26 protein-coding genes are annotated in these 26,135 nt (G+C 56.4%); 13 read left to right on the forward strand and 13 right to left on the reverse strand.

Annotated elements, in window-relative coordinates:
• Window positions 1-24 precede the first annotated feature (24 nt).
• From menA to pyrE, 5 genes are all read right to left on the reverse strand, one after another.
• Entirely contained in the window at window positions 25-933 is a 909-nt protein-coding gene (gene menA / locus EV680_RS07025; RefSeq protein ID WP_132954038.1) for a 1,4-dihydroxy-2-naphthoate octaprenyltransferase, read from the reverse strand.
• 561 nt (window positions 934-1,494) lie between these two features.
• Window positions 1,495-1,764, reverse strand: a complete 270-nt coding sequence (locus tag EV680_RS07030) for an oxidative damage protection protein (protein ID WP_132954039.1) — start codon at window positions 1,762-1,764, stop codon at window positions 1,495-1,497.
• Window positions 1,765-1,862: 98 nt separating this feature from the next.
• The gene (gene argA / locus EV680_RS07035) at window positions 1,863-3,176 is read right to left on the reverse strand and encodes an amino-acid N-acetyltransferase (protein WP_132954040.1); all 1,314 of its coding nucleotides are present in this window, start codon (window positions 3,174-3,176) and stop codon (window positions 1,863-1,865) included.
• Entirely contained in the window at window positions 3,173-3,565 is a 393-nt protein-coding gene (locus EV680_RS07040) for an MJ0042-type zinc finger domain-containing protein (RefSeq protein WP_132954041.1), read from the reverse strand. The genes argA and EV680_RS07040 overlap by 4 nt, the downstream gene beginning before the upstream one ends.
• A 112-nt stretch (window positions 3,566-3,677) precedes the next feature.
• Entirely contained in the window at window positions 3,678-4,319 is a 642-nt protein-coding gene (gene pyrE / locus EV680_RS07045) for an orotate phosphoribosyltransferase (RefSeq protein WP_132954042.1), read from the reverse strand.
• Between the two features lie 239 nt (window positions 4,320-4,558).
• Between pyrE and EV680_RS07050 the strand changes: the two genes are divergently transcribed.
• The 4 genes from EV680_RS07050 to bioB all read left to right on the forward strand — a co-directional run bounded on the left by EV680_RS07050 (window position 4,559) and on the right by bioB (window position 7,694).
• Window positions 4,559-5,335, forward strand: a complete 777-nt coding sequence (locus tag EV680_RS07050; RefSeq protein WP_132954043.1) for an exodeoxyribonuclease III — start codon at window positions 4,559-4,561, stop codon at window positions 5,333-5,335.
• A gap of 73 nt (window positions 5,336-5,408) precedes the next feature.
• Window positions 5,409-5,942: an alpha/beta hydrolase gene (locus tag EV680_RS07055; RefSeq protein WP_132954062.1), complete on the forward strand. Its 534-nt coding sequence runs from the start codon at window positions 5,409-5,411 to the stop codon at window positions 5,940-5,942.
• Window positions 5,943-5,954: 12 nt separating this feature from the next.
• Entirely contained in the window at window positions 5,955-6,515 is a 561-nt protein-coding gene (locus EV680_RS07060; RefSeq protein WP_243650353.1) for a hypothetical protein, read from the forward strand.
• A gap of 171 nt (window positions 6,516-6,686) precedes the next feature.
• The gene (gene bioB, locus EV680_RS07065; protein ID WP_132954044.1) at window positions 6,687-7,694 is read left to right on the forward strand and encodes a biotin synthase BioB; all 1,008 of its coding nucleotides are present in this window, start codon (window positions 6,687-6,689) and stop codon (window positions 7,692-7,694) included.
• 374 nt (window positions 7,695-8,068) lie between these two features.
• Here the strand turns inward: bioB and EV680_RS07070 are convergent, their stop codons facing one another.
• From EV680_RS07070 to glnA, 5 genes are all read right to left on the reverse strand, one after another.
• Window positions 8,069-8,509: an META domain-containing protein gene (locus tag EV680_RS07070; protein WP_132954045.1), complete on the reverse strand. Its 441-nt coding sequence runs from the start codon at window positions 8,507-8,509 to the stop codon at window positions 8,069-8,071.
• A gap of 300 nt (window positions 8,510-8,809) precedes the next feature.
• On the reverse strand, window positions 8,810-9,664 hold the full coding sequence (locus EV680_RS07075; RefSeq protein ID WP_132954046.1) for an RnfABCDGE type electron transport complex subunit B: 855 nt from the start codon (window positions 9,662-9,664) through the stop codon (window positions 8,810-8,812).
• Window positions 9,665-9,779: 115 nt separating this feature from the next.
• Entirely contained in the window at window positions 9,780-10,802 is a 1,023-nt protein-coding gene (locus EV680_RS07080) for a lysozyme inhibitor LprI family protein (RefSeq protein WP_132954047.1), read from the reverse strand.
• Between the two features lie 320 nt (window positions 10,803-11,122).
• Complete coding sequence (gene gltS, locus EV680_RS07085; RefSeq protein ID WP_132954048.1) at window positions 11,123-12,337, reverse strand: sodium/glutamate symporter; 1,215 nt, start codon at window positions 12,335-12,337, stop codon at window positions 11,123-11,125.
• Window positions 12,338-12,967: 630 nt separating this feature from the next.
• Window positions 12,968-14,386 (reverse strand): type I glutamate--ammonia ligase, encoded by a 1,419-nt coding sequence (glnA, locus tag EV680_RS07090; RefSeq protein ID WP_132954049.1) that lies wholly within the window; start codon window positions 14,384-14,386, stop codon window positions 12,968-12,970.
• A gap of 489 nt (window positions 14,387-14,875) precedes the next feature.
• Here glnA and aroE point away from each other — a divergent pair, with 489 nt between their 5' ends.
• Both aroE and mtgA read left to right on the forward strand, forming a co-directional pair.
• A complete protein-coding gene (aroE, locus tag EV680_RS07095) occupies window positions 14,876-15,694 on the forward strand; it encodes a shikimate dehydrogenase (protein WP_132954050.1) in 819 nt (272 codons plus the stop codon).
• On the forward strand, window positions 15,687-16,373 hold the full coding sequence (mtgA, locus tag EV680_RS07100; protein WP_132954051.1) for a monofunctional biosynthetic peptidoglycan transglycosylase: 687 nt from the start codon (window positions 15,687-15,689) through the stop codon (window positions 16,371-16,373). Before aroE ends, mtgA begins: the two co-directional genes overlap by 8 nt.
• A gap of 461 nt (window positions 16,374-16,834) precedes the next feature.
• Here the strand turns inward: mtgA and dapB are convergent, their stop codons facing one another.
• Together dapB and EV680_RS07110 are read right to left on the reverse strand one after the other, a co-directional pair.
• Complete coding sequence (dapB, locus tag EV680_RS07105; protein WP_132954052.1) at window positions 16,835-17,644, reverse strand: 4-hydroxy-tetrahydrodipicolinate reductase; 810 nt, start codon at window positions 17,642-17,644, stop codon at window positions 16,835-16,837.
• Between the two features lie 13 nt (window positions 17,645-17,657).
• Window positions 17,658-18,089, reverse strand: a complete 432-nt coding sequence (locus EV680_RS07110; RefSeq protein ID WP_132954053.1) for an outer membrane protein assembly factor BamE — start codon at window positions 18,087-18,089, stop codon at window positions 17,658-17,660.
• A gap of 135 nt (window positions 18,090-18,224) precedes the next feature.
• Here EV680_RS07110 and fur point away from each other — a divergent pair, with 135 nt between their 5' ends.
• From fur to EV680_RS07130, 4 genes are all read left to right on the forward strand, one after another.
• Window positions 18,225-18,665: a ferric iron uptake transcriptional regulator gene (fur, locus tag EV680_RS07115; RefSeq protein ID WP_424580115.1), complete on the forward strand. Its 441-nt coding sequence runs from the start codon at window positions 18,225-18,227 to the stop codon at window positions 18,663-18,665.
• 108 nt (window positions 18,666-18,773) lie between these two features.
• The gene (gene aat / locus EV680_RS07120; RefSeq protein ID WP_132954054.1) at window positions 18,774-19,502 is read left to right on the forward strand and encodes a leucyl/phenylalanyl-tRNA--protein transferase; all 729 of its coding nucleotides are present in this window, start codon (window positions 18,774-18,776) and stop codon (window positions 19,500-19,502) included.
• A gap of 21 nt (window positions 19,503-19,523) precedes the next feature.
• Window positions 19,524-20,345 (forward strand): 2,3,4,5-tetrahydropyridine-2,6-dicarboxylate N-succinyltransferase, encoded by an 822-nt coding sequence (gene dapD / locus EV680_RS07125; RefSeq protein WP_132954055.1) that lies wholly within the window; start codon window positions 19,524-19,526, stop codon window positions 20,343-20,345.
• 237 nt (window positions 20,346-20,582) lie between these two features.
• On the forward strand, window positions 20,583-21,059 hold the full coding sequence (locus tag EV680_RS07130) for a YchJ family protein (protein ID WP_132954056.1): 477 nt from the start codon (window positions 20,583-20,585) through the stop codon (window positions 21,057-21,059).
• Between the two features lie 74 nt (window positions 21,060-21,133).
• Here EV680_RS07130 and metK read toward each other — a convergent pair whose 3' ends face one another.
• Window positions 21,134-22,303, reverse strand: coding sequence for a methionine adenosyltransferase (gene metK, locus EV680_RS07135; RefSeq protein ID WP_132954057.1), 1,170 nt, complete (start codon window positions 22,301-22,303; stop codon window positions 21,134-21,136).
• Between the two features lie 68 nt (window positions 22,304-22,371).
• Here metK and EV680_RS07140 point away from each other — a divergent pair, with 68 nt between their 5' ends.
• The 3 genes from EV680_RS07140 to EV680_RS07150 all read left to right on the forward strand — a co-directional run bounded on the left by EV680_RS07140 (window position 22,372) and on the right by EV680_RS07150 (window position 25,941).
• On the forward strand, window positions 22,372-23,286 hold the full coding sequence (locus EV680_RS07140) for a lysophospholipid acyltransferase family protein (protein WP_132954058.1): 915 nt from the start codon (window positions 22,372-22,374) through the stop codon (window positions 23,284-23,286).
• A 725-nt stretch (window positions 23,287-24,011) separates the two neighbouring features.
• Window positions 24,012-25,400 carry a GntP family permease gene (locus EV680_RS07145; protein ID WP_132954059.1) on the forward strand — a complete coding sequence of 463 codons (1,389 nt, stop codon included), beginning with the start codon at window positions 24,012-24,014 and terminating at the stop codon, window positions 25,398-25,400.
• Between the two features lie 13 nt (window positions 25,401-25,413).
• Window positions 25,414-25,941, forward strand: a complete 528-nt coding sequence (locus EV680_RS07150; RefSeq protein ID WP_132954060.1) for a gluconokinase — start codon at window positions 25,414-25,416, stop codon at window positions 25,939-25,941.
• Window positions 25,942-26,135 lie beyond the last annotated feature (194 nt).

Raw genomic sequence — 26,135 nt, forward strand, 5'->3', positions numbered from 1 at the left:
TTTTGTGTGAAAAGTATGGTTGGTTCAGATAAAAAACCACAGCAGCAGCACCCAAGCCAAAATGCTCAGGCTCCATTGCGGCAATAATTTATCCAATGCGCTGCAAGATGGCGCTTTTTTCAGAAAATACAAGTGGATAAAAGCCAATAGCAACAATATGGCTTTCAGACGGCCTTGTGCTGCATCATCAAAAGCCTGCGGCAGCCACAACCACCATAACAACACGGAAATAGCCAAAAGCGCGGCGTGGTAGCGCTTGGCCGCCGAAAGGCCGAGCCGCGCGGCGATGGTGCGCTTGCCGGCGGCCAAATCGCTGCAGATGTCGCGCATATTGTTGAGGTTGAGCACCATGCTGCACCACAGCCCCAGCGCCGTGGCCGGCAACAGCGCAGACGGGTGCAATTGCCCGCTTTGCAGCCAAGCGCTGCCGAGCACGCCCAGCCAGCCGAAAAACAGCAACACCGAAAAATCGCCCCAGCCTTGATAACCGTAGGGTTTGCGGCCGGCGGTGTAGCCGAAAGCCGCCGCAATGGCCGCCGCGCCCAGCAGCAGCCACAGCAGCCAAACCGCAGGTTCGGCGGCGGCAACGGCAGGCAAGGCTGCCGCCAACAGCGCGATGCCGAGCGCGCAACAGAGCAGCGCCGCCAGCACCAAGCCCGCGCGCATGCGGCTTTGGCTGATGCACCCAGAGGCCACCATGCGCACCGGCCCCTGCCGCAGCGGTGAATCGGCGCCGTGGCGGGTGTCGCCATAGTCGTTGGCAAAATTGCTGAACACTTGCAAGGCCAGCGCGGTGGCGGTGCACAAGGCCAACACCGTGCCGTTGAGCGCATCGGCGCTTTTGGCCACCAGGCCGCCGCAAAGGGTGGAAGCGGCGGCCAAAGGCAGCGTGCGCAAACGCGCGGCGTTTATCCAATGACGGGCGGAGCTCATTCTGAGGGCTTTTCTTTTTAAAGAGGAAAGTGAGGGGATTATAAACGAGGCCGTCTGAAAGGGTTTGATGCAGATAAAGGTACAGACGGCTACAGAAAAACGAGATAGGCAGGCAGCGAGGGCAACGCAATCTCAGGCAGGATTGCCGATGTATAGTGGAATGCAAGAAAAAGTGATACAAAACTACGCACTATAACAGGTAGGTTGGGTTGCCAAACCCAACGTTTCAGACGGCCTGTGGGCTTGTTGGGTTTTCAACCCAACCTACCCGTTGTGTCACTTTTTCTGCATTCCACTATAAATAGCGCCGGCTGCGTGACATCTTCAAATGGGCAAAAGGTGTGCGCCATAGGCGCGCATTTTCCATTTAACCAGTAAGTTTAACAACAGGCCGTCTGAAAGATGGATGTTTCAGACGGCCTTTGCATGCAATATTTATAATGGCTGATTGATTTGAATCGGTATTGCCCGTGGAATATTGAATAGGCTGAGTGCGTTGCAGGCTGCCTGTTTGAACACATAAAAAAATGCGGGGCATGCCCGCATGGTGGGTGCGCCGTTTTATTCCTGCGGCGTGTAGCCTTGCACATGGTCGGCGCCCTCGCCGAAAAAATAGCTTTCCATTTGTTGGGCGAGGTATTGGCGCGCGCGCGGGTCGGCCAGGCTTAAGCGGTTTTCGTTGATCAACATGGTTTGGTGGCGCGTCCAAGCGTCCCACGCTTCTTGTGAAACGTTGTCGAAAATGCGTTTGCCCAATTCGTTGGGCAGCGGGGCGAATTTCATGCCGGGGGCTTCTTTGCCCAGCTTGATGCATTGAACCATACGGGTCATGGCGGTTTCCTTTTTTGATGGATGCGGTTTGTTTCAGACGGCCTTGATTTTAATGGATGGCGGCTTTTTTGTATATCGGCCGTCTGAAAGGTTTGGGTTTATAAGCTGTAAACAAACACTTTCGATTGGCGGCGGCTTTGGTGGTATTCCTGCTGCCGCTCTTCAGGCAAATCTGCTACGGCGGCGGCCTGAAAGCCGCGTTCGATAAACCATTCGCCGGTGTGGGTGGAAAGGGCAAACAGGCGGCGGATGCCGCGCGCGCGCGCGTTGGCGAGCAGGTGCTCGAGCAGCAATTCGCCGTAGCCGCCGTCTTGCGCTTCGGGCGACACCACCAGGCAGGCAAGCTCGCCGGCTTCGCTCGGCTCAAAGGTTTTCAGCGCCACGCAGCCGTAAATCTGGCGGTCGTGCTCGAGTATGGAAAATTCGCCGATGTGGTTTTCCAGATATTCGCGGCTGCGGCGCAGCAGTACGCCTTCGTCTTCGAGCGGGCGGATGAGGGTGGTGATGGCGGAAATATCGCTGCTTTGCGCTTGGCGGATGGTCATAAAAGCGGCGCGCGCCACCGAGGTGCCGGCGCCGTGGCGGGTGAAAAGCTCGCGTATCAGGCTGCCGTCTTGGCGGCCGCTGAGAATCTGCGTGCGCTGCACCTGCTTTTCCACCGCGTTGACGGCCGATTGCAGCAGGCGGCGCTGGTTGGGCTGGGCGCGCTGATTATCGAGCAATTCGCGCGCTTCTTGGGCGGAAAGGTTGCTGATCAGCGTGCCGTGTTCGTCGAGTATGCCCTCTTGCTCCACCACATAAATCAGCTTTTCGGCAGCCAGCGCGATGGCGGCGGCTTCGGCGATGTCGCCCATGCTCAGGTTGAAGGTTTTGCCGCTCAATGAATGCCCCAACGGGCTGATGAGCACCAGAGCGCCGCTGTCGAGGCGCTGGCGGATGGATTCGGTGTCGATTTTGCGCACGCGGCCGGTGTAGCCCATGTCGATGCCGTCGATCACGCCCAGCGGCCGTGCCGACACGAAATTGCCGGCGGCAATGGCGAGCGCGCGGCTGCGCTGGGTGGCGGTGGTCATGCCGATGGATAAGGCCGCTTCGATGTCGCAACGCAGCATGCCGCAAGCCTGCTTGGCGTGGGTGAGCGTGGTTTCGTCGGTGATGCGGCGGCCGTTGTGGTATTGCGGCGTGTGGCCGCGCACTTCGGCAAGCGCGCTGATTTGGCTGCGCGAGCCGTGAACCACCACCAGCCGCACGCCGAGGCTGGCGAGCAGGTTGAGATCGGCGGCCAGCGTGCGCAAAGTAGCGCCTTCGAGCAGGCTGCCGGCAATGCCGATTACCAGCGTTTTGCCGCGCAGATAGTTGATATAGGGGGCGGCTTCGCGAAAGTCGCGCACAAAAAATTCGGATAAGTTCATCGCAGGAGCAATAAGTAGAAAAGCTGCATGATTAACACGGTGAGCGCCACCAGCGAGGCGAGCGTCCAGTTAAACGGCTGCGCTTTGGCGGCGGCCGGGGCGGCTTTGGCTTCGGGCGGCAGCATGCCGTCGAGCAGATCGGCGATTTCGTTTTTACTCAACACTTTGCGCGTGCGCACTTCTTTGCCGATGCGGTGCACCAGCTTGACATCGGTGCGGGCTTCGGGCAATTGGCCGGCTTGCAGTTTGGGCGGCGTGGGGCGGGTGTGGTCTCGGGCCTGAAACAGGCCTTCGCATTGGCTGCACACCACAAAGCCTTGGGCGATGTTGAGCTGGGCATCGTTCACCCACAGCTGGGTTTTGCAGTGCGGGCAGGCGCATACGGGCATAATCGGCTCGCTTTGGATAACTTTGATGAAGAATGCAAAAGATTGTAAGCAGTTTCAGACGGCCTGTATAGCGGGTGTTGCTATTTGGAAAACAGGCCGTCTGAAAGGCAGATCAGGCCACGCCGTAGCGCGCCCGATAAGCGCGCACCGGCTCGAGATAAGCGCTGAATCCGCTGTGGTTTTGCAAAAGGGTAAACAAATCGTTCAGATTGGCAATCGCCACCACCGGCAGGCCGTATTGCTGCTCCACTTCCTGCACGGCGCTCAAGTCGCCCGTGCCTTTTTCCATGCGGTCGAGCGCAATCACCACGCCGGCGGGCACGGCGTTTTCGCCCTGAATCAGCCGCACCGATTCGCGCACGGAAGTGCCGGCGGAAATCACATCATCGATAATCAGCACCCGGCCTTTGAGCGGCGCGCCCACCAGCACGCCGCCTTCGCCGTGGTCTTTCGCTTCTTTGCGGTTGTAGGCAAAGGGCACGTTCACGCCTTTTTCGGCCAGCATCATGGCGGTGGCGGCGGCCAAAATAATGCCTTTATAGGCGGGGCCGAACAGCATATCGAATGCCACCTTGCTCTCGATAATCGCTTCGGCATAAAACTTCGCCAGCGCAAGCGTACCCGCGCCGTCGTTGAAGAGGCCGGCGTTGAAAAAATAAGGCGACAAGCGCCCGGCTTTGGTGGTGAATTCACCAAACTTCAACACCTGTTGCTCAAGCGCAAACTTCAGAAAATCTTGACGGAAATCAGACATAAAAGGCTCTTTGGCAGTGATTCGGAACAATAAGCCGATTATAGCGCAAATGGCTGCGCAGCTGCGCGAAGTGTTTTGCGGCCGTGATGCCCATTCAAAAAAGTAAGCCGGCAAGGCGGCGAGCCGCAGACAGCACGGTTGGCAGAGCAAGGTGAAACAACGCAGTAAGCTTGTTTTTTTGGATGGGTATGAAACACTTTTCGGGTACAATCGCGTTTTATTTATCACATTTTAGAGCCATGGTTAAAATCATTTCCGCCAATGTAAACGGCATCCGTTCGGCCACGCAAAAAGGCTTTATCGATTATTTGGGCAGGGTAGATGCCGATATTGTGTGCGTGCAGGAATTAAAAGCGCAAGAGCCCGACATGAAGCCGGAAATGAAAAATCCGCACGGCATGCACGGCGTGTGGCATTGCGCCGAAAAGCGCGGCTACAGCGGCGTGGCGATTTACAGCAAACGCGCGCCCGATAATGTGCAAATCGGCATGGGCATTGAAGAATTCGACCGCGAAGGCCGCTTTGTGCGCGCCGATTTCGGCGGTTTGAGCGTGATTTCGCTCTACCTGCCCAGCGGCACCAGCGCGCCCGAGCGGCAAGAATTGAAATACCGCTTTCTCGATGCGTTTTACCCCATGCTCAACGAGATGAAAGCCGAAGGCCGCGATATCGTGGTGTGCGGCGATTGGAACATCGCCCACCAAAATATCGATTTGAAAAACTGGAAAGGCAACCAGAAAAATTCCGGCTTTCTGCCCGAAGAGCGCGCTTGGATAGGCAAAGTGATCGCCGAATTGGGCTGGACCGATATGTGGCGCACGCTCTATCCCGAAATCCCCGGCTACACTTGGTGGAGCAACCGCGGCCAGGCCTATGCCAAAGACGTGGGCTGGCGCATCGACTACCAAATGGTCACGCCCGGTTTGGCCGCCAAAGCCGTGGCCTCGCATGTGTATAAAGAAGAAAAATTTTCCGACCACGCGCCTTTGGTGGTGGAATATGATTATTCGATTTGAATGATGAACCCTTATTCAGACGGCCTGCGGTGTGCATAAACATACAGGCCGTCTGAAAGATAAAGCGCAAACCATGCAAACCCACCAACTCGAAGACCTCACCTTATTGCTGATCCGCGATGCCGACGAGCCGGAAATGTGGCTCGACCGCTGGGCGGTGAGCTATCCGATGGTGCGCGTGGCCGAAGCGGCGCGCACGCAGCACATCGAGCAATGGCAGGCCGCGCTTCAGACGGCCTGGCAGGGCATCCACAGCAATAATGTGGCGGTGGTGGCGCACGGCGCGGGTGTGTCGGCCTGGCTCGCGTGGCTTTATCTGGCCGATGTCAACACACAGCGGCGGATTCAAAACATGATGCTGGTGTCGCCGCTGCAAAGCGCGTTTCCCGATGATGATTGCCACACGCTGCAACGCGTGCGCTGCCATTGCAAAACCGCGCTGGTGATTGGCGAAAACGACCCCGAATGCCCGCGCGAATGGGCGGCGCAACAAGCGGCCTGCTTGAATGCGCGGCTGCTGGTGTCGCCGCATCAAGGGCACTTAAACAGCCATCTGCACGGCTGGCAATGGGGCATGAAATTGATGCAGGAAATGTTGTTGAATTAGGCCGTCTGAAAAATGCTGAAAACAAAATTATGGCTTTTGCCGCTGCTGTGGCTGGCGGCAAACGCAGCCCAAGCGGCCGCGCCCGAGCGCATGCAGATTTGCTACCGCTACGGCTGCAAGGCCGACACTTATGTGAATGTGGATGCCGGCACGCGCGCGCGCCTGCAAGCTTTGTTTCAAAATATAAACAGCGCCGCCGCCGAGCGTGATGCCGTGCGCGATGCGGTACAGCAGCTTTATCTCAATGCCGGCGCACAAAGCCCGATTTATCAGGACAAAGGCGGCAACTTCCGCGACGGCTTGGCCGAAGGCCGCATGGATTGCGCCGACCACAGCACCAACACCACCACGTTTCTCAACTATCTGGCCGCGCAGGGCTGGCTGCAATACCACAGCGTGGGCAAGCCGGTTTACCGCCTGCCACGCATTATCGATTTGCATTATGCGGCGCAGTTGATTGAAAACGGCAGCGGTGAAAAATGGGCGGTCGACAGCTGGTTTGAAGATTTCGGCGCGCCGCCGGCCGTGGTGGATTTGAAAAGCTGGAAAAAAGGCTGGAAACCGCCTGAATAAAAGGCAGCGCTGCAAAGATTGTAAGCCGCGTTTAAAGCCGTTACACTAATCACTTTTGAGGCCGTCTGAAAACTTTCAGACGGCCTCGTTTGAGCACTTGCAGACATTGCGCCTGCAAGCTGCACGTCAGCGACATTGCGCCGCTGCGAAATTTTCAGAAAGCCCATCATCATGACCGTATCCCCCGTAGCCCTGCGCCGCCAAAGCGCGCGCGCGCCGCATGCCACCGCCCAATATTGGCGCAAATGCCAAGTGGAAGAATTATTCGAGCTGCCGCTGCTCGAGCTTGTTTACCAAGCCGCCCAAGTGCACCGCCAATATTTCAACCCGCAAGAAATCCAGCTTTCCACTCTGCTTTCCATCAAAACCGGCGGCTGCCCCGAAGATTGCGAATATTGCCCGCAATCGGCGCACTACAGCACCGAAGTGCAAAAAGAAACCATGATGGATGTGGCCGAAATCCTCGAAAAAGCCCGCATCGCCAAAGCACGCGGTGCCAGCCGTTTCTGTATGGGCGCAGCTTGGCGCGGGCCCAAACCGCAAGATGTGGAAAAAGTGGGCGAAATCATCAGCGCCGTGAAAAGCATCGGCCTGGAAACCTGCGGCACCTTCGGCATGCTCGAAGCGGGCATGGCCGAAGATTTGAAAAACGCCGGGCTGGATTACTACAACCATAATCTCGACACCGACCCCGAGCGCTACAACGACATCATCCACACCCGCCAACACGAAGACCGCATGGACACGCTGGGCAAAGTGCGCGGCGCCGGGCTGAAAGTGTGCTGCGGCGGCATTGTGGGCATGAACGAAAGCCGCCCCGAGCGCGCCGGCCTGATTGCCAGCCTGGCCAACCTCGACCCGCAGCCCGAAAGCGTGCCAATCAACCAATTGGTAAAAGTGGCGGGCACGCCCTTGGCCGAAGCGGAAGATTTGGACTGGACCGAATTCGTGCGCACCATCGCCGTGGCGCGCATTACCATGCCGCAAAGCTATGTGCGCCTTTCCGCCGGCCGCGCCAATATGCCCGAAGCCATGCAGGCCATGTGTTTCTTGGCCGGCGCCAACTCGATTTTCTACGGCGACAAACTGCTCACCACCGAAAACCCGGAAGAAGACGGCGACCGCATGTTGATGGATAAGCTCGGCTTGCGGCCTTTGCAGCATCAGCCGCAGGCTTGAGCAGCTATAGTGGAATGCATAAAAAAGTGACACAACGGGTAAGTTGGGTTGAAAACCCAACAAGCCCACAGGCCGTCTGAAACGTTGGGTTTATCAACCCGACCTACTCCGTGATAGTACGTTGTTTTGTATCACTTTTTCTTGTTTTAACTATAACGCGTAGGTACGGTTAGGCCGCAGGCCGTAACCGTACGCATGCCAACCGGCGGGATAGGTTTCCACGCCCGAATGCATGCGTACGATTACGCCGCAAAAGGCGCGGCTAATCGTACCTACGGGCTGCGGGTTGGAAATATTGCCGCATTAATCATAAAGCAGGCCGTCTGAAACAATATTCAGACGGCCTTTTTGGCTGTTTACCGGCGGCGAAGTGTTCAGTGTTCGGCGGTGTCGGCATCGCTGGTGCTGACTTTGGCGCGCACGATGCGTTTTCCCTCGCTGTCGAGCAGCTCGAGGTGGCGGCCTTGGATGCGGTAGCTTTGCACTTGCGGCAGGGTTTTGGCCAGCTGCCGCTCGATTTGCATGCTGGGGCAGGCCATGCGGGTGGCGGCGATGTCGTGGAAAGTGAGGCTGTGGTTGTCGCCGGCGGTATAGTGGCCGAACAATTGGTTGCAATCGGTGCGGGCGCTAAACTGCGGGTTGATGCTGAAAATGCGCAGGTTGATGTCGGGCGCTTCCACGGCGCGGCGGTTGATTTCGGTAATCTGCCATTGGCCGTAAATCTGTTGCGGCGGCCGCTGGCTTTTGCCGGGTACGGGAAAGGGGATGGCGATGCAGGCGCTCAAAAACAGCGGCAGCAAAACGGCGGGTTTCATGGTTTATCCTTCAATAAGGCAAATTTGTGCTCAAAATTTTATGCGCGGCTGAAGTGTGAGCAGCCCCTAGGGTCTGTTCACATTTCATCACGCGGCAATATTTTGGCTCAAAAACGCGCCTGCTGCGTTAAAAATGCTCGCAAGGTGTTCAACCTTGCTGTGCTTTTCGCCTTGCAGCCACGCTTTTGCGCTCAAAATCTTACTTGCGGATGAATTGTGAACAGACCCTAGCAAGCAATTGCAAAAAAGATTGTCAACAGAGGCTAAGACTGTTGCCGGGCAATAAAGTTTGCTGCGCTTTCAGACGGCCTTCTTTGCTGGTTTTTCAAGAGGCGGCGATTTGGCTTCTTGCTCGGCTTTATAGGCGCGCAGCCATTCCAGCGCGGCGGCTTTTTCGGCTTCGGTGCCGTATTGCAGGTCGCGCTGGGCGCGGCGGTAGGTGGCGCGGGCTTGGGCTGCTTCGATTTGGCCGGCCTGCCAGTCTGCGCGGTTGGCTGTTTGGCTGCGCCGGGTTTGCTGGGTTTGCGCGCGTGACATGGCTTGGGCAATTAAATCGGCGGGGTTGAAAGCGGCTTTGGGCGCGGCCGATGCGGCGGCTTGGCGGGTGGCGGCTTCGCGCTCGGCCAGATAGGCTTTGCGCTCGGCGGCATCGCGCGCTTTGCGCTCGGTGTGCCATTGGTAGCGGTGTCGGGCGTGTTCGGCGGCGGCAAAGCGCGGCTCGCTGCGGCCGGATAAAAAGCGCGCTTGCGGCAGATAATCGGCTTCGAGCGGCTGCATGTGGATGCAGTCTACCGGGCAGGGCGCCACGCACAGGCCGCAGCCGCTGCATTCGGCGGCAATCACGGTGTGCATCTGCTTGGCGGCGCCCATAATGGCATCGAGCGGGCAGGCGCGGATGCAGGCGGTGCAGCCGATGCAGGCGGCTTCGTCTATCCAGGCCAGCGCGGTGGGCTGGGTGTGCGCCGGCGGCAGCGGTGCTTGGGCGAGCAGGCGGGCAAGGTCGTGCATCACTTCGACACCGCCGGGGGCGCACAGGTTAACTGCCGCGCTGCCCTCGGCCAGCGCCCGGGCATAGGGCAGGCAGCCCGAATAGCCGCATTCGCGGCATTGGGTTTGCGGCAGCAAACGGTCGATTTGTTCGGCGGTGGCGGTCATGGCGGTGCTTGGGTGAAAAGGCAGTATTCTAACAGATTGATTGTTTTCGTTTATACAGGCCGTCTGAAAGCCGCTTGCTGTTCAGACGGCCTGTGTCCGGTAGTTTATCGGGCAATCAATTGATGGTGTAGCCGCGCAGATATTGGCTGCGCTCGCGGGTCATGCGGGTGTCGCACTGCAATTGCAGGTATTCGGCCTGCAAGGTGGTGCCCGCTTGGGCGGCGGCCTGGCGGCAGCTGTTGTTTTTGCTTTGAATCCAACCGCGTTGCTCGCCGAGCAGGCGCTGCTGGATGGCCGGATCCATGCGGCTCCAGATGGTGTTGATTTCACCGTCGGCGGCGCGGTTGTTGCTGCGGGCCTGCTCTAAATCGTTGGCGGAAAAGGTGACTTCATCGGCCGGTGGTGTGGCGGGGGTGAGCACTTCGGGCGCGGGCGCTGAGGCCGGCGGGGCGCTCAGCGCCTGGCTGGCGGCGTTGTGCTCTAAAATTTCCTGCGGGTCGGCCATCGGCGGCTCGGGGAAGGGCAGACTGGCGGCGCTAAGCGCGTCCTCACGGCGCACAGGCTGGCCGTTGATTACCAGAATATCTTTGATGCCGTAAGGGCGCAGCACGGTGGACACGGCTTGGGCGGCGAGCGTGAGGCTGTTGTCTTCATAGTTGACCACGGTGCCGCTCTCGCCGGCAACCGGGGTGTAGCGCAGGGTTTGGCTGAAAAGGCCGCTGCCGTTGTAGCTTAAATTGCTGCCGCCCAAGCGCTGTTGCAGCAGCTGGTCGATGCTTTGGCTGCCGTAGAGCAGCGGGCTGTTGGTTTGGGCGGAGGAAAGAGCGGCGGCGGGCAATTGGATGGTGAGCGTGCCGCTGCACACGGCGGTGTTGTTTTGCATTTCTTGCGCGGGCTTGTCGAGGTTGATCACCAAATCGCCGGCGGCGGCGATGATTTTGTCGGCATCCACAAATTGGCGGCTGTCGCTTTGGGCGAAGGCGCGGGCTTCTTGTTTGACGATTTCCTGAATATTGTTGCGCACGCTTTGCAGCACGGCCGGGTCGTTGCACACCAGCTGCGGCGCGTTGTCGGGCTTGTCGCCGCAGGCGCTCAGCGCGGCGGCTGTCAGGGTGATGGTGAGCAGCTTTCGATACATGGTTTCGCCTTTGAGGTTGATTTGCAGTTATATCAATTCGAAAAAATAATCTAAACTGCGTTGGCTCGCCTAGCCGTACTGGGTGTACTGTCGCAGGCTCGCCGCCTTGTTATCTTAATTTTTTCGAATCGGTATTATACCAATCCAAAAAATAACCTAACTTCGTTGTCTCGCCTTGCCGTACTATCTGTACTGTCTGCGGCTCGCCGCCTTGTTAGCTTACTTTTTTGAATCGGTATTAAACAGTTTCAGACGGCATCATAACAAAAAGCGCCTGCCGGGGGTAAGATGCGGCAGGCGCTTTTTGGTTCGTTTTCATTTTAATGCAAGAAGTTGATAAAGATTTTCAAAATGGCAACGTTGACCAAGTCGATGAAAAACGCACCCACCATCGGCACAATCAAAAAGGCTTTGTGCGAGGGGCCGAAATGCTCGGTGACCGATTGCATATTGGCCACCGCGGTGGGCGTGGCGCCCATGCCGAAGCCGCAATGGCCGGCAGCAAGCACGGCGGCATCGTAGTTGCGGCCCATAAAGGTGTAGGTAACAAAGCTGGCATAAAGCACCATCACCAGCGTTTGCACGGCCAAAATCACCATCACCGGCGCGGCCATGCCGCTGAGCTCCCACAATTTCAAGTTCAGCAGCGCCATCGCGAGAAAGAGCGAGAGCGACGCATTGCCAAACACATCAATGGCGCGGTCGAACATATTGAATTTGAAGCCCATCACCAACACGTTGCGCAACACCACGCCGGCACCGAGCGCCCACACGAATTTCGGCAACACGCCGACATAAGTGTTCATGATTTCGGCAAACGACAAACACACGGCAAACATCGCCAGCGTTTCGATGGCTGATGAAGCGGTGATCAGGCGCGGTTGATCGCGTGATTCGAAGGGGTCGTCGATAATCTCGCCTTTGTCGGCATGGGTGGGGCGCGCGCCGCCTTCATCGAGGCGGGGGCGGTGCATTTTGTTGACCAAGCGGCGGGCTACCGGGCCGCCGATCAGGCCGCCGGCCACTAGGCCGAACGTGGCCGCCGCCATGCCTAAGCCCGTGGCGCCGGTGATGCCGTATTGGTGTTCAAACACTGAGCCCCAAGCGCCTGCCGTGCCGTGGCCGCCGGTGAGTGTTACCGAGCCTGCCATCAGGCCGATGAGCGGATCCAGCCCCATGGCGCTGGCCAAGCCCACACCGACGCTGTTTTGCAGCACGATAAACACGCTCACGATCACCAAAAATACCAGCAAAGGCACACCGCCGGCGCGCAGGCGCGAGAAATCGGCGCTCAGGCCGATGGAGGTGAAAAACATCAACATGAAAGCGTCTTGCAGCGATTTTTCAAATTTGAAGCTGGCGCCGTAAAAATAATGCAGAGCAAATAAAATCAAGGCCGCCAGCAGGCCGCCGGCCACCGGCTCGGGAATATTGAAGTTTTGCAGAAATTTGATGCGGTTCACCATCAATTTGCCGACCAGCAGCACAATGGTGGCGGCAATCAGGGTGTAATAGCTGTTAAAAGCCCATTCCATAGGTTTCTCTTTCTGATTCTGATTGTGTTGTTCTGATAGGCTGCCCGATTTGTGGAAACATCAAAACGGCAGCCAGCCCGTTATCTTAGGTGATGGGTTAAAATTTGTCAAAACAGAGGGTAATTGTTATTTTCATCACCAATCGGAATCAGATAGAGCAGAAAATAGGGTGAAACGCCGGTGTGGCGGTGAAGCCGCAGCATTCTGCAACGATTGTGAAATGAATAACAAAACGGTAAGCGGAATATGCGTATCCGATATTTGCCGCAGCTTGAAAATCTTGTTTGCGCACAGTGTTGCACTTATATCCATTCTAAAAAATAAGATGGCAAGGCGAGCCAACGCAGTTAGATTGTTTTTTGAATGGGTATTGAAATCCAAATCTGAGGCCGTCTGAAAAAAGTTTCAGACGGCCTTTATAGTAGTGGAATGCAAGAAAAAGTGGCACAACGGGTAGGTTGGGTTGCAAACCCAATAAGCCACAGGCCGTCTGAAACCTTGGGTTTATCAACCTAACCTACGCCGTTTCAGAATACAGTTTCGTGTCACTTTTTCTTGTATTTCATCATGATTATGTCGCCGCATAAGAAAAAGCCCGGGCAATGCCCGAGCTGTGTGTGCCGTGTGAAATTACAGCGAGTAATACATTTCGAATTCCAGCGGGTGCGGTGCCATGCGGATGCGGCGCACGTCTTCTTCTTTGAAGGCGATGTAGCTGTTGATCCAGTCTTGGCTGAACACGCCGCCGCGGGTGAGGAAATCGTGGTCGGCTTTGAGCGCTTCCAATGCTTCTTCCAAAGAGGCGCACACGGTGGGCACCAAAGCGTCTTCTTCCGGCGGCAGGTCGTAGAGGTTTTTATCGGCCGGGTCACCCGGGTGGATTTTGTTTTGAATGCCATCGAGGCCGGCCATCAGCAGCGCGGCAAAACACAGATAGGGGTTGGCCATCGGGTCGGGGAAACGCGCTTCGATGCGGCGTGCTTTGCTGCTGGCCACGTGCGGAATGCGGATGGAAGCCGAGCGGTTTTTGGCCGAATAAGCCAGCTTGGTGGGCGCTTCAAAGTGCGGCACCAAGCGTTTGTAGGAGTTGGTCGACGGGTTGGTGATGGCGTTAAGCGCTTTGGCGTGCTTGATGATGCCGCCGATGTAGTAGAGCGCCATTTCCGACAAACCGGCATAGCCATCACCCGCAAACAGGTTTTGGCCGTCTTTCCAGATGGATTGGTGCACATGCATGCCCGAGCCGTTGTCGCCCATAATCGGTTTGGGCATAAAGGTGGCGGTTTTGCCGAAATTGTGCGCCACGTTTTGGATCACATATTTCATGTCTTGCGTCCAGTCGGCGCGCTCGGTGAGGGTGCTGAAGCGGGTGCCGATTTCCATTTGGCCGGCCGTGGCCACTTCGTGGTGGTGCACTTCCACCGGAATGCCGATTTCTTCCAGAATATTCACGCAGGCAGAGCGCAAATCTTGGCCGGAATCCACGGGAGCAACGGGAAAGTAGCCGCCTTTCACAAACGGGCGGTGGCCGGTGTTTTGGCCGTCGTAAGATTCGCCGCTGCTCCAAGCTGCTTCTTCAGAATGGATTTTGTAGCGGGTGCCCTGCATGGTGGTTTCCCACTCAATGCCGTCAAACACGAAAAATTCAGGCTCGGGGCCGAAGAATGCGGTGTCGCCCATGCCTGAAGATTTCAGATAAGCTTCGGCGCGCTTGGCGATGGAACGCGGGTCGCGGTCGTAGCCTTGGCCGTTGGCCGGGTCGATCACATCGCAGGTGAGCACCACGGTGGCATCGTCGTAAAAAGGGTCGATATAGGCGGTGGCCGCATCGGGCTTGAGGGTCATGTCTGAAGCTTGAATGCCTTTCCAGCCGCCGATAGACGAGCCGTCGAAAGCCTGGCCGTTTTCAAACCATTCTTCCGGGTCTTCCAGCAACACGCGGGCGGGCACGGAAACGTGCTGCTGCTTGCCTTTGGTATCGGTGAAACGCAAATCGATAAAACGCACTTCATTTTCTTCGATTAATTTGACAACATCTTTTACAGACATGGCAAAACTCCTGATTGTGAGAAGTATAACGATGGGTAAACAGGCAAAACTTGCGCTGCAAAGCGCTTATTGTGGCACAACCGGGGCATAAAAGCATCGGCGGTTGCGTGAAAAGCGGTGGGCTTGCGGCGGGATGTAATAAAATTTCAAATTGATGAAGCAGGTGTTTCAGACGGCCTGTTGCGAAAAAACGCAGCCATGAGAAACGTTTGATACAATATAAATTCGCCCAAAATAATTGTCAACAATTTATTCGAAAAAACTTTGCTGAATTTTTGATGTGCGGCAGAGGCGGATTTAATTAAACTACATCATTCGCGCAAGGCAGATTTTCAGGTCTGCGCGGGCGGCTGTCAGCAAAATAGTGCGGGAAAAAATAGCATCATGTGTCGGCAGCGGCGATATAATGCCCATTCCAAAAAAATCAGCCGGCAATGCGGGCGGATTGTTTTTATCGATTATGCAAACGCTTTACCAACGGAAAATATCATGAGCACCAAGCCGCGCTATGCCGTGTTTGGCAACCCGATTGCCCACAGTAAGTCTCCGCAAATCCACCTCCAATTTGCCCGTCAAGAAGGCGCGTCTATCGAATACGAACGCATTTTGGCCGAGCCGGAGCAGTTTGCCGCAGCGGCGGCGCGATTTTTTGCCGAAGGTGGCGCGGGCGCCAATGTGACCGTGCCGTTTAAAACCGATGCTTATGATTGGGTGGACGAGCATTCCGAGCGCGCCCGCACCGCCGGCGCGGTGAACACGCTGATTTTGTTGGCAGACGGCCGTGTTCGCGGCGACAACACCGACGGCATCGGCTTGGTAAACGATATTCTGCGCCAGGGTGCAACCATCAAAAATAAAAAAGTGCTGCTTTTGGGTGCGGGTGGCGCGGTGCGCGGCGTGTTGCAGCCGCTGTTGGCGCAAATGGCGGCCGAATTGGTGGTGGCCAACCGCACTTTATCGAAAGCAGCGGCGCTGGCCGATGCGTTTGGTGTGCAGGCGTGCGCCTTGGCCGATTTGCCGCATGCGCATTTCGATATCGTGATCAACGGCACATCGGGCGGCCTTGGCGGCGAAGTGCCGGCCATTAATGCCGCCGTGTTCGGCGCGTGCGAATTGGCTTACGATATGGTGTATGGTGAAGCGGCCGCCGCCTTTGCCGCTTTTGCCCACGCAGGCGGCGCGCGCACCGTTTCAGACGGCCTCGGTATGCTGGTGGGGCAGGCGGCGGCTTCTTATCAACTGTGGCGCGATTTTGCGCCCGATATTGCCGCCGTGATTCACGATATGAGAGAGGCGCATTATGCTTAAGTGGCTGCTGGCGCTGCCTTTTGCGGCGTTTATTCTGTTTAATGCCTATGTGTATGGCAATATCATTACCTATCGCGCCGTGGCGCCGCATCAAAGCGCGTTTATGAGCATGCGCATGAGCGAATTTCGTGATGCGGGCAAGGCGGTGGCGCTCGATTACCGTTGGGTGCCTTATCATGCTGTCTCCACCAACCTGAAAAAAGCGCTGATTGCCTCGGAAGACGCCAAATTCGCCGAACACGGCGGCTTCGATTGGAGCGGCATTCAAAGCGCCATCAAGCGCAATGAAAAAAGCGGCAAAGTGCGCGCCGGCGGCTCCACCATCAGCCAGCAGCTGGCGAAAAACCTGTTTCTCAACGACAGCCGCAGCTATATCCGCAAAGCCGAAGAAGCCGCCATCACCGCCATGCTCGAAGCCACCACCGATAAAGACCGCATTTTCGCGCTCTATTTAAACGTTATCGAATGGGCGCCCGGCGTGTTTGGCGCAGAAGCGGCATCGCAGCATTTCTACCAAAAAAGCGCCGACAAGCTCAGCCGCCAGCAGGCCGCCCAGCTCGCTGCACGCGTGCCGCGCCCGTTGTATTACGCCGCAAACCCGCGTGATAGAGCGTTGCGCAACAAAACCAACATCATCTTGCGGCGCATGGGCTCGGCAGAGTTGCCGGATACGGAATAAGGTGAGTCATCCAACAAGGCCGTCTGAAAAAGTTTTCAGACGGCCTTGTTCTCATTCCTGACAAATCTAACGGTTGTTCAAACCCAGCACATCCTGCATGTCATGCCCATTCAAAAAAGTAAGCTAACAAGGCAGCGAGCCACAGACAGTACACACGTACGGCAAGGCGAGGCAACGAAGTTAGGTTATTTTTTTGGATTGGTATCAAACAAACCTTTATTATGCCCGCGCAGCAGGTAGGTTGGGTTGTAAACCCAACAAATCCGCAAGCCGTCTGAAACCTTGGGTTTGTCAACCCAATCTACGCTGTTGCAGCATGCAGTTTTGTGTGATTTTCCCTTGCATTTCACTGTATTTGAATGAACATGAAACGCGAACAGCAATTGATTGAATGTTTGTGAAAAAGGCCGTCTGAAAGCTTTTCAGACGGCCTTTTCAAACAGATACGGATTATCAGTTGTTCAAGTGTTCAAACCCAGCACATCCTGCATATCAAACAACCCTTTGTCATGCCCGCGCAGCCACACGGCGGCGCGTACGGCACCGGCGGCAAACGTCATGCGGCTGCTGGCTTTGTGGCTGATTTCCACGCGTTCGCCGTCGGTGGCAAACAAGGCGGTGTGGTCGCCGACAATATCGCCGGCGCGCACGGTGGCAAAGCCGATGGTGGAAGGGTCGCGCGGGCCGGTGTGGCCTTCGCGGCCATACACGGCGCATTGCTTCAAATCGCGGCCGAGCGCGTCGGCAATCACTTCGCCCATGCGCAGCGCGGTGCCGCTGGGTGCATCCACTTTGTGGCGGTGGTGGCCTTCGATGATTTCGATGTCGTAGCCTTCGTTGAGCACGCGCGCCACGGTGTCGAGAATGTGAAAGGTGAGATTCACGCCCACGCTGAAATTGGCGGCAAACACAATGCCGGTTTGCTCGGCCGCGGCTTGAATGGCGGCTTTGCCGGCCTCATCGAAGCCGGTGGTGCCGATAACCATCTTCACACCGGCGGCGGCACATTTTTCAAGATGCGCCAAAGTGGGCTCGGGGCGGGTGAAATCAATCAGCACATCGCTGGCCGCGAGCACGGCATCGATATCGCTACTGATGGCCACGCCGGTTTTGAGGCCGAGTGAAAAACCGGCATCCAAGCCTAGGGCTTCGGAACCGGCATGCTCGAGCGCGCCGCTCAATGCGGTGTCGGGATGTTGGTGGATGGCTTCTACCAATACGCGCCCCATGCGGCCGTTGGCGCCGGCAATGGCAACTTTTAATGCAGTCATGATGTTTCCCGGTTTAAGGGTTTACGTTCCAAAGCGGCGCAGGTGCAGCCGGTTGCGGTGCGGCGGCTTGCTGCTCGGCTTGCGGGCGGGCGGCTTCGAGCTGCTGGATGGCGTGTTCGATCGCATTGCCCTCGGCGCGCACCAGTTGGTCGTTATCGAAATAAACCGTCAGCACGCGTAAATCTTCCACCACGCCGTTGCGGGCGATATTAAAGGTGTAGTCCCAACGGTTGGCATGGAAGGGGTCGCGCAAGAGCGGCGTGCCGAGCAAAAGCTGCACTTGGTCGCGGCTCATGCCCGGTTGCAATGATACGACGGCGCGCGGGTCAAGCTCGTTGCCCTGGATGACGGTGAGCTTGTAAGAGGGAAAATTCGACACGCGCTCGGCCGAGCAGCCGGCCACGGCAAAAAGGCCGGCAAGGGCCAAAAGCAGGGGTTTGTTCACGGGTTTACCTTTCGCGGATGATGTGCTTGGTGTGCAGTATGCCTGAAAGGTTCAGGCAATTGAAAACCTTTATCATCTAATAGTGGGCAAAGCGTTTAAAAATGCGTATTATAACGAGAATTACACCACACGGGTATGGAAACCATTATGGACAGCAATATCGCCCAATTAAAAGACAGCGGCCTCAAAGTGACCGGCCCGCGTTTGAAAATTTTGGATTTGTTTGAAGAGCATGCCGAAGAGCATTTGAGTGCGGAAGACGTTTACCGCATTTTGCTGGATGAAGGCGTGGAAATCGGCGTGGCCACCATCTATCGCGTGCTCACCCAATTCGAGCAGGCGGGCATTTTGCTGCGCCACCATTTCGAAACCGGCAAGGCGGTGTATGAGCTCAACACCGGCGGCCATCATGATCATATCGTGTGCGTGAAATGCGGCATTGTCACCGAATTCCACAACGATGAAATCGAAAAGCTGCAAGACAAAATTGCCGAAGAAAACGGCTATCGCATTGTTGATCATGCTTTGTATATGTATGGCGTGTGCGGCGAGTGCCGCAAAAAAGAAAAGCGCTGAAGCCGCTGCAGCTGCCTGGCTTTCAGACGGCCTGACTGCTGCTGCACAGGCCGTCTGAAGCATATGCAAGCCCGATTGTCCGGCAAGGCCGCAACAAGGTAGGCTGCTGTGGATATTCCCGTGTTAAACCCGAAAAGCCTGCACTTTCCCGATGTGCACAAAGCCATCGCCCGGCGCGACGGGCTGGTGGCGGTGGGCGGCGATTTGCGCACCGAGCGCTTGCTGGCCGCTTATGTGCAGGGCATTTTTCCGTGGTATTCAGACGGCCAGCCGATTTGCTGGTGGGCGCTGTCGCCGCGCACGGTGCTCTATCCGCACAAGCTGCACATCGGCCGCTCGCTGGCCAAAACCCTGCGCAACAAACCTTATGCCGTGAGCGCCAACCGCCATTTCCCCGCCGTGATTGCCGCCTGCGCCGCCGCGCCGCGCGAAGGGCAGGCCGGCACCTGGATTACCCGCGAAATGCAGAAAGCCTATATCCGCCTGCACGAAGCCGGCCATGCGCATTCATTTGAATGCTGGTATCCCGATGCGCAAGGCGGCCTGCAATTGGCCGGTGGCTTATATGGCGTGCAAATCGGGCGCGTGTTTTACGGCGAATCGATGTTTGCCCGCCAAAGCGATGCCTCTAAAATAGCCTTTGCCTGCGCCGTGCCTTATTTGGCCGAATGCGGCATAGAGCTAATCGACTGCCAGATGCACACCGCCCATTTAGCCCGCTTCGGCTCGGAGCGCATGCCTTTTGAAGATTTTCAGACGGCCTTATGCAGCCTGAGCGTCCAAGCGCTGCCGCAGCCCGTGGGACGGCAGGTGATTTATTCAACGTTGACAACCTAACCCAAAAGCTTGAGGAAAACCATGTCTTTGCAAAACATTATTGAAACCGCATTTGAAAACCGCGCCGAAATCACCCCCGCCAGCGTGAGCACCGAAGTGAAAAACGCGGTGTTGGAAACCCTGCGCCAGCTCGATTCGGGCGCTTTGCGCGTGGCCGAGCGCTTGGGCGTGGGCGAATGGAAGGTAAACGAGTGGGCGAAAAAAGCCGTGCTGCTTTCATTCCGCATTGCCGACAACGAAGTGCAAAACGACGGCGTCAACCAATATTTCGATAAAGTGCCGACCAAATTTGCCGACTGGAGCGAAGAAGAATTCAAAGCCGCCGGTTTTCGCGCCGTGCCCGGTGCCGTGGCGCGCCGCGGCAGCTTTGTGGCCAAAAACGTGGTGTTGATGCCCTCTTATGTGAACATCGGTGCTTATGTGGATGAAGGCGCAATGGTCGATACCTGGGCCACCGTGGGCTCGTGCGCACAAATCGGCAAAAACGTGCACTTGAGCGGCGGCGTGGGCATCGGCGGCGTGCTTGAGCCTTTGCAGGCCGCGCCCACCATTATCGAAGACAACTGCTTTATCGGCGCGCGCTCGGAAATCGTGGAAGGCGTGATTGTGGAAGAGGGCAGCGTGATTTCGATGGGCGTGTATATCGGCCAATCCACCAAAATCTACGACCGCGAAACCGGCGAAATCCACTACGGTCGCGTACCCGCAGGCTCGGTGGTGGTGTCGGGCAGCCTGCCCGCCGCCGATGGCAGCCACAGCCTTTATTGCGCCGTGATTGTGAAAAAAGTGGATGCCAAAACCCGCGCCAAAACCAGCGTAAACGAATTGCTGCGCGGCGTGTAAACGAAATGTCCAAAAGGCCGTCTGAAAGGCTTTCAGACGGCCTTTTGATGTTTTTTCGAGTGGTTCGGCGCTTCCCTGAATGAAGGATGCACGATGGGTTTTCAGAAACACTTTTTCTTTTTGATGTTGTTTACATTTGCTGCTTATTCGTTTGCAGAGTTGAAAAAAATCATTGCCGAATCGGCCTGAGCGCCGCCATGATTTTATGCGGCTGTTTGATTTACAGGATTGAATAATATGAATATTGAACCCCGCTGCCCCTGCCAATCGGGCCAAACCTATGCTGCTTGTTGTGCGCCCTTGCATCAAGGTGCGCGGCAGGCGGTGGATGCCGAGGCCTTGATGCGCTCGCGCTACAGCGCTTATGTGCGCTGCGATATCGATTATATTGTGGCCACCACGGTGCCGGCGCAGCAGGTGTTGCTTGATGGTGATGCGATGCGGCAATGGAGCGCCGGCACGCAATGGTGCGGCTTGGAGGTGTTACAGCATTGGCCGCGCGCGGGCAAGCACCATGCGGAGGTGGAATTTAAGGCTTGGTTTGACACGGCACAAGGGCGGCAGTACCATCATGAGCGCTCGGCTTTTGTGTGCATTGCGCAGCGCTGGTATTTTCTCAATCCCACCGTGCCGCTGCCGGGCATGAAAACGCCGTGTTTGTGCGGCTCGGGAAAGAAATTCAAGCAATGCTGCGGCGTGTTTTTGCGGGATTAGGTTTTCACGCAAAATAAAACCAAAGGCCGTCTGAAAGAAAAACTTTCAGACGGCCTTTGGTTTTTTCACACGCTTTACAAGCCTGCTGCGGCGCGCAGCTGTGCGGCTTTGTCGGTGCGCTCCCAGGTAAACTCGGGCTCTTCGCGGCCAAAGTGGCCGTAGGCAGCGGTTTTGCTGTAGATGGGGCGTTGCAGGTCAAGCATTTGGATAATGCCTTTCGGGCGCAGGTCGAAATGGCTGCGCACGATTTCAATCAGCTTTTCTTCATCCACTTTGCCGGTGCCGAAGGTGTCGATGGCAATCGAGGTGGGCTGGGCGATGCCGATGGCGTAGGAAATCTGAATCTGGCATTGGCTGGCGAGCCCGGCGGCCACGATGTTTTTGGCGACATAGCGGCAGGCATAGGCGGCCGAGCGGTCGACTTTGGTGGGGTCTTTGCCGGAAAACGCGCCGCCGCCGTGCGGCGCGGCGCCGCCGTAGGTGTCGACAATGATTTTGCGGCCGGTGAGGCCGCAATCGCCTTGCGGGCCGCCGATTACAAAGCGGCCGGTGGGGTTGATCAGGTATTTGGTGTCGGCGGTGAGCATGTCGGCCGGCAGCACCGGCTTGATGATGTGTGTTTTCACGGCTTCAATCAGCTCGTCACGCTCGATATGCGGCGCGTGCTGGGTGGAGAGCACCACGGTGTCGATGCGCTTGACCTTGCCGCTTTCAGCGTCATACACGCAGGTGAGCTGGGCTTTGGCATCGGGGCGCAGCCACGGCAGCAAGCCGCTTTTGCGCACTTCGCTTTGGCGCTGCATCAGGCGGTGGGCGTAATAAATGGCAAACGGCATCAGCGTGGGGGTTTCGTCGCAGGCATAGCCGAACATCAGGCCTTGGTCGCCTGCGCCCATATCCAAATCCACGCCTTCGCCTTCGTTTACGCCCTGGGCGATGTCGGGCGATTGCTCGTCGTAGCACACCATAACCGCGCAGCCATCGGCATCGAAGCCCATTTCGGAGCTGTTGTAGCCGATGCGCTTGATGGTTTCGCGCGCCACTTGGATATAGTTGATGTGGGCGCTGGTGCTCACTTCGCCGGCGAGCACGCACAAGCCTGTGTTGACCAGTGTTTCGGCGGCCACGCGGGCGGCCGGGTCTTGGCTGAGAATGGCATCCAAAACGGCATCGGAAATTTGATCGGCCACTTTGTCGGGATGGCCTTCAGACACCGATTCGGAAGTAAATAAAAATTCGCTCATGTATTTTCTCGCGGTGGAAAGGCGGCCTTTGCTACAATAAGCCTTATGCTTATCACAATTTATCCGCCATGCAAAAAATCTTATCCTTGCTGTTTCGCTTGATTGCCGCCATACCTCTGCCGGTGTTGCACCGCATCGGCAATGCTGCCGGCTCGCTGGCTTACCGCACCCAGCCCAAGCTGCGCGCGCGCATTCGCGATAACATTCAATCGGCACGGATTATAGCAGACAACACCGAAGCCGACACGCTGATTGAAGCGGTGTGCCGCGAAACCATGAAAGGCGGCTTGGAGCTGGCGGTGGCTTGGGTGCGGCCCAGCGAAGAAATCGCCGATTTGTTTCAAACGGTGCACGGCTGGGAATATGTTCAGACGGCCATGGCGGAGGGCAAAGGCCTGCTGCTGATCACGCCGCATTTGGGCAGCTATGATTTGGCCGGCCGCTACATCAGCCAGCAGTTGCCGTTTCCGCTCACCGCCATGTATCGGCCGCCGAAAATCGAAGCGCTGGGCGAAATCATGAATGCCGGCCGCGTGCGCGACAACGGCCGCACCGCGCCGGCCAATATGCAGGGTGTGAAGCAGGTGATTAAAGCGCTGCGCTCGGGCGAAGCCACTATTGTGCTGCCCGACCAGGTGCCCGGCGGCGGCGACGGCATTTGGGTGCAATTTTTCGACCGCGAAGCCTACACCATGACGCTGGCGGCCAAGCTGGCCAATGTGAAAAATGTGGCCACGCTTTTTTTCTGCGGCGAGCGCCTGCCTGAGGGTAAAGGCTTTGCGCTGCATATCGAGCCGATGCAGGGCGAATTGAGCGGCAACACAGAAGCCGATGTGCAGCTGATTAACGATAATGTCGAGCGCTGGATACGCCGCTTTCCCGAGCAATATTTGTTTTCGTATAACCGCTACAAGCATCCGGCAGGCGCGCCGCCGAGGCCGTCTGAAAGCGCAAACGCCAAAGAATCGGGCGAGGCTGTGTGATGGGCAGATGCAGGGTGGATAAGCGGCTGTTTGCATTTATTCACTTAAACATATTTTTGCGCTCAAAATCTTCTTGCGGTTGAAGTGTCAACAGCGCTAAAGGCCGTCTGAAACGTAAGCAATCAACGTTTCAGACGGCCTTGTTGTTAGATTCGAATGCGGTTCGGTTTTTGTGATTGCGCTTGATTTGAAGTAAAGCTCCAGTTTTATCGGCTGCGGCGCTTGAATGGCTAATCATTGATTTGCTGAATAATAAATTCAGACGGCATGGTGGAATGGCCTGAAAGCGGGAATCGGTTGATGCATAAAAACAAAACGGCTGATGTGTGTGCGGTATTTTGTAGATAAGTTTCAGATTTTTGACTTTTGCGGAGGCGATGGTCGGACTTGGATAGCATTTCCAATGTATACCAATTTGGATTCGGCATGATACGCATAAGCTGCTCTTGCGCGGGGCGACAGGTGGGCGGCCGTTTTTGGATATGTAGTTTTATGTAGCGAAGCAATTAAATTCTTATAAATAAATAAAATTGGTATTTAATTATTTATACATGCAGTGTTAAGAAAAATAAATTCAAGTTTGATTTAAATCACAATCAGCCGTTGCATAAGTCAGTAGAGTGCAGTTACATTTTATTACATGCAGGCGGCCGAATCAGGTGGTTTGCTGTGAAATGCCTCAGAGAATCCGTAATCAAACAAAATAATTTAGGAGTAATCATTCGATGGAAAACTGGACGCAAACATTGGGCGCGGGCCCTTTGCTTGGTATTGCGCTGGGCGCAATTGCGCTGATTTTGGTGCTGATTATCAAGTTTCGCCTGCACGCTTTGCTGACGATGGTGTTGGTCAGCCTGCTCACCGCCATTGCCACCGGCCTGCCGATGAGCAGCATTGTAAACGATGTGCTGATTAAAAGCTTCGGCGGCACACTGGGCAGCGTGGCTTTGCTGGTGGGCTTGGGCGCCATGCTCGGCCGCTTGGTGGAAACCTCGGGCGGGGCGCAATCGCTGGCCGATGCGCTGGTGCGCATGTTTGGCGAAAAGCGCGCCGCATTTGCGCTGGGTGTGGCCTCATTGATTTTCGGTTTTCCGATTTTCTTTGATGCCGGCTTGGTGGTGATGCTGCCGATTGTGTTTGCCACGGCGCGACGCATGAAGCAGCCGGTGCTCGCTTATGCGCTGGCCTCTATCGGTGCGTTTTCCGTGATGCATGTGTTTCTGCCGCCACATCCGGGTCCGATTGCCGCATCAGAATTTTACGGCGCAGGCATCGGCCAAGTGCTGCTGGTGGGCTTGCCGATTGCCTTTGTTACTTGGTATTTCAGCGGCTATCTGCTCGGCCAGGTGCTGGGCAAACGCATTCATGTGCCCGTGCCCGACCTGCTTTCAGGCGGCAAGCTGGATAACGACCAACCCAAAGAGCCGGCTTCTGCGGGCACTGTAGTGGGCATCATGCTGATTCCGATGCTGCTGATTTTTATGAACACCGGCCTGGCCACGCTGATCAGTGAAAAAGTGGTGAGCGCGGATGAGGGCTGGGTGCAGGTGTTGCGCATGATAGGCTCCACCCCGATTGCTTTGCTGATTTCTGTGTTGGTGGCGCTTTATGTGTTGGGTATCCGCCGCGGCGAAACCGGCAGCGCGCTGGAAAAAACCGTCGACGGCGCACTCGGCCCCGTGTGCTCGGTGATTTTGATTACCGGTGCCGGCGGCATGTTTGGCGGCGTGTTGCGCGCTTCGGGCATCGGCCAGGCGTTGGCCGACAGCATGGGTGATTTGGGTATTCCCGTGTTGCTGGGCTGCTTTTTGGTGGCTGTGGTGTTGCGCATTGCGCAAGGCTCTGCCACCGTGGCGCTCACCACCGCTGCTGCGCTGATGGCGCCTGCCGTGATGGCTGCGGGCTATAATGAATGGCAGCTTGCCTGCGTGGTGTTGGCCACAGCTGCCGGCTCCGTGTGCGCCAGCCATGTCAACGATTCAGGCTTCTGGCTGGTCGGCCGTTTGCTCGATATGGATGTGCCCACTACCTTGCGTACTTGGACTGTTAACCAAACCCTGATTGCCGTGATCGGCTTTGCACTTTCTGCCACCGCTTTCGTGCTGCTGGGTTGAAAGGAGTAACCATATGTCACAACAAACCGTACATTTCGTGGTGATGGGTGTATGCGGCTGCGGTAAAACCACCGCCGCTCAAGCCTTGCAAGCCGATTTCAACAGCCCTTATGCCGAAGGCGACGATTTCCACACTCAGGCCAACCGCGACAAAATGGGCGCCGGCATTCCGCTTACCGATGAAGACCGCTATCCGTGGCTGCGCAACCTGCGCGACTGGATGAGCGAGCAGAGCGGTAAAGGCGAGCGCTACAGCGTGGTAACGTGCTCAGCGCTCAAGCGCCAATACCGCGATATTCTGCGCGAAGCCGAGGGCGAAGTGGTGTTTATCCACTTGGCACCGCCGCACGATGTGAACCTGGCCCGCATGATGGCCCGCAAAGGCCATTATATGAAAGCCGAAATGCTTACATCGCAAGAAGCGATTTTGGAAGAGCTGGGTGCCGATGAAGCCGGCGTGCGCATCGATAATGCCGGTGAGCCGGCTGAGGTGGAAGCCGAAATGCTGGCCTGGGTGAAAGCGCAAGGCTTTGGCGGATAAGGATAATGGAAGTGCGAAAGGCCGTCTGAAACGCTTTCAGACGGCCTTTTTTCATTTGTTTGCAAACTAAATTATTTAAAAATCATATTAATACCATTTAAAATAAATAATCTATAATAAAGCCCATTCACAAGCCACCAGCGAACAGAGTTTGTCTTTTTCTGCAACCAACGCATTCCACGCAATGCAGCCAG

The organism is Uruburuella suis (assembly GCF_004341385.1).
GTDB classification, from domain to species: domain Bacteria; phylum Pseudomonadota; class Gammaproteobacteria; order Burkholderiales; family Neisseriaceae; genus Neisseria; species Neisseria suis.

Coding starts and splice junctions, on each gene's coding strand:
- menA (WP_132954038.1), bottom strand. CDS start 933: ATGAGCTCCGCCCGTCATTGGATAAACGCCGCGCGTTTGCGCACGCTG.
- EV680_RS07030 (WP_132954039.1), bottom strand. CDS start 1,764: ATGACCCGTATGGTTCAATGCATCAAGCTGGGCAAAGAAGCCCCCGGC.
- argA (WP_132954040.1), bottom strand. CDS start 3,176: ATGAACTTATCCGAATTTTTTGTGCGCGACTTTCGCGAAGCCGCCCCC.
- EV680_RS07040 (WP_132954041.1), bottom strand. CDS start 3,565: ATGCCCGTATGCGCCTGCCCGCACTGCAAAACCCAGCTGTGGGTGAAC.
- pyrE (WP_132954042.1), bottom strand. CDS start 4,319: ATGTCTGATTTCCGTCAAGATTTTCTGAAGTTTGCGCTTGAGCAACAG.
- EV680_RS07050 (WP_132954043.1), top strand. CDS start 4,559: ATGGTTAAAATCATTTCCGCCAATGTAAACGGCATCCGTTCGGCCACG.
- EV680_RS07055 (WP_132954062.1), top strand. CDS start 5,409: ATGCAAACCCACCAACTCGAAGACCTCACCTTATTGCTGATCCGCGAT.
- EV680_RS07060 (WP_243650353.1), top strand. CDS start 5,955: ATGCTGAAAACAAAATTATGGCTTTTGCCGCTGCTGTGGCTGGCGGCA.
- bioB (WP_132954044.1), top strand. CDS start 6,687: ATGACCGTATCCCCCGTAGCCCTGCGCCGCCAAAGCGCGCGCGCGCCG.
- EV680_RS07070 (WP_132954045.1), bottom strand. CDS start 8,509: ATGAAACCCGCCGTTTTGCTGCCGCTGTTTTTGAGCGCCTGCATCGCC.
- EV680_RS07075 (WP_132954046.1), bottom strand. CDS start 9,664: ATGACCGCCACCGCCGAACAAATCGACCGTTTGCTGCCGCAAACCCAA.
- EV680_RS07080 (WP_132954047.1), bottom strand. CDS start 10,802: ATGTATCGAAAGCTGCTCACCATCACCCTGACAGCCGCCGCGCTGAGC.
- gltS (WP_132954048.1), bottom strand. CDS start 12,337: ATGGAATGGGCTTTTAACAGCTATTACACCCTGATTGCCGCCACCATT.
- glnA (WP_132954049.1), bottom strand. CDS start 14,386: ATGTCTGTAAAAGATGTTGTCAAATTAATCGAAGAAAATGAAGTGCGT.
- aroE (WP_132954050.1), top strand. CDS start 14,876: ATGAGCACCAAGCCGCGCTATGCCGTGTTTGGCAACCCGATTGCCCAC.
- mtgA (WP_132954051.1), top strand. CDS start 15,687: ATGCTTAAGTGGCTGCTGGCGCTGCCTTTTGCGGCGTTTATTCTGTTT.
- dapB (WP_132954052.1), bottom strand. CDS start 17,644: ATGACTGCATTAAAAGTTGCCATTGCCGGCGCCAACGGCCGCATGGGG.
- fur (WP_424580115.1), top strand. CDS start 18,225: ATGGAAACCATTATGGACAGCAATATCGCCCAATTAAAAGACAGCGGC.
- dapD (WP_132954055.1), top strand. CDS start 19,524: ATGTCTTTGCAAAACATTATTGAAACCGCATTTGAAAACCGCGCCGAA.
- EV680_RS07130 (WP_132954056.1), top strand. CDS start 20,583: ATGAATATTGAACCCCGCTGCCCCTGCCAATCGGGCCAAACCTATGCT.
- metK (WP_132954057.1), bottom strand. CDS start 22,303: ATGAGCGAATTTTTATTTACTTCCGAATCGGTGTCTGAAGGCCATCCC.
- EV680_RS07140 (WP_132954058.1), top strand. CDS start 22,372: ATGCAAAAAATCTTATCCTTGCTGTTTCGCTTGATTGCCGCCATACCT.
- EV680_RS07145 (WP_132954059.1), top strand. CDS start 24,012: ATGGAAAACTGGACGCAAACATTGGGCGCGGGCCCTTTGCTTGGTATT.
- EV680_RS07150 (WP_132954060.1), top strand. CDS start 25,414: ATGTCACAACAAACCGTACATTTCGTGGTGATGGGTGTATGCGGCTGC.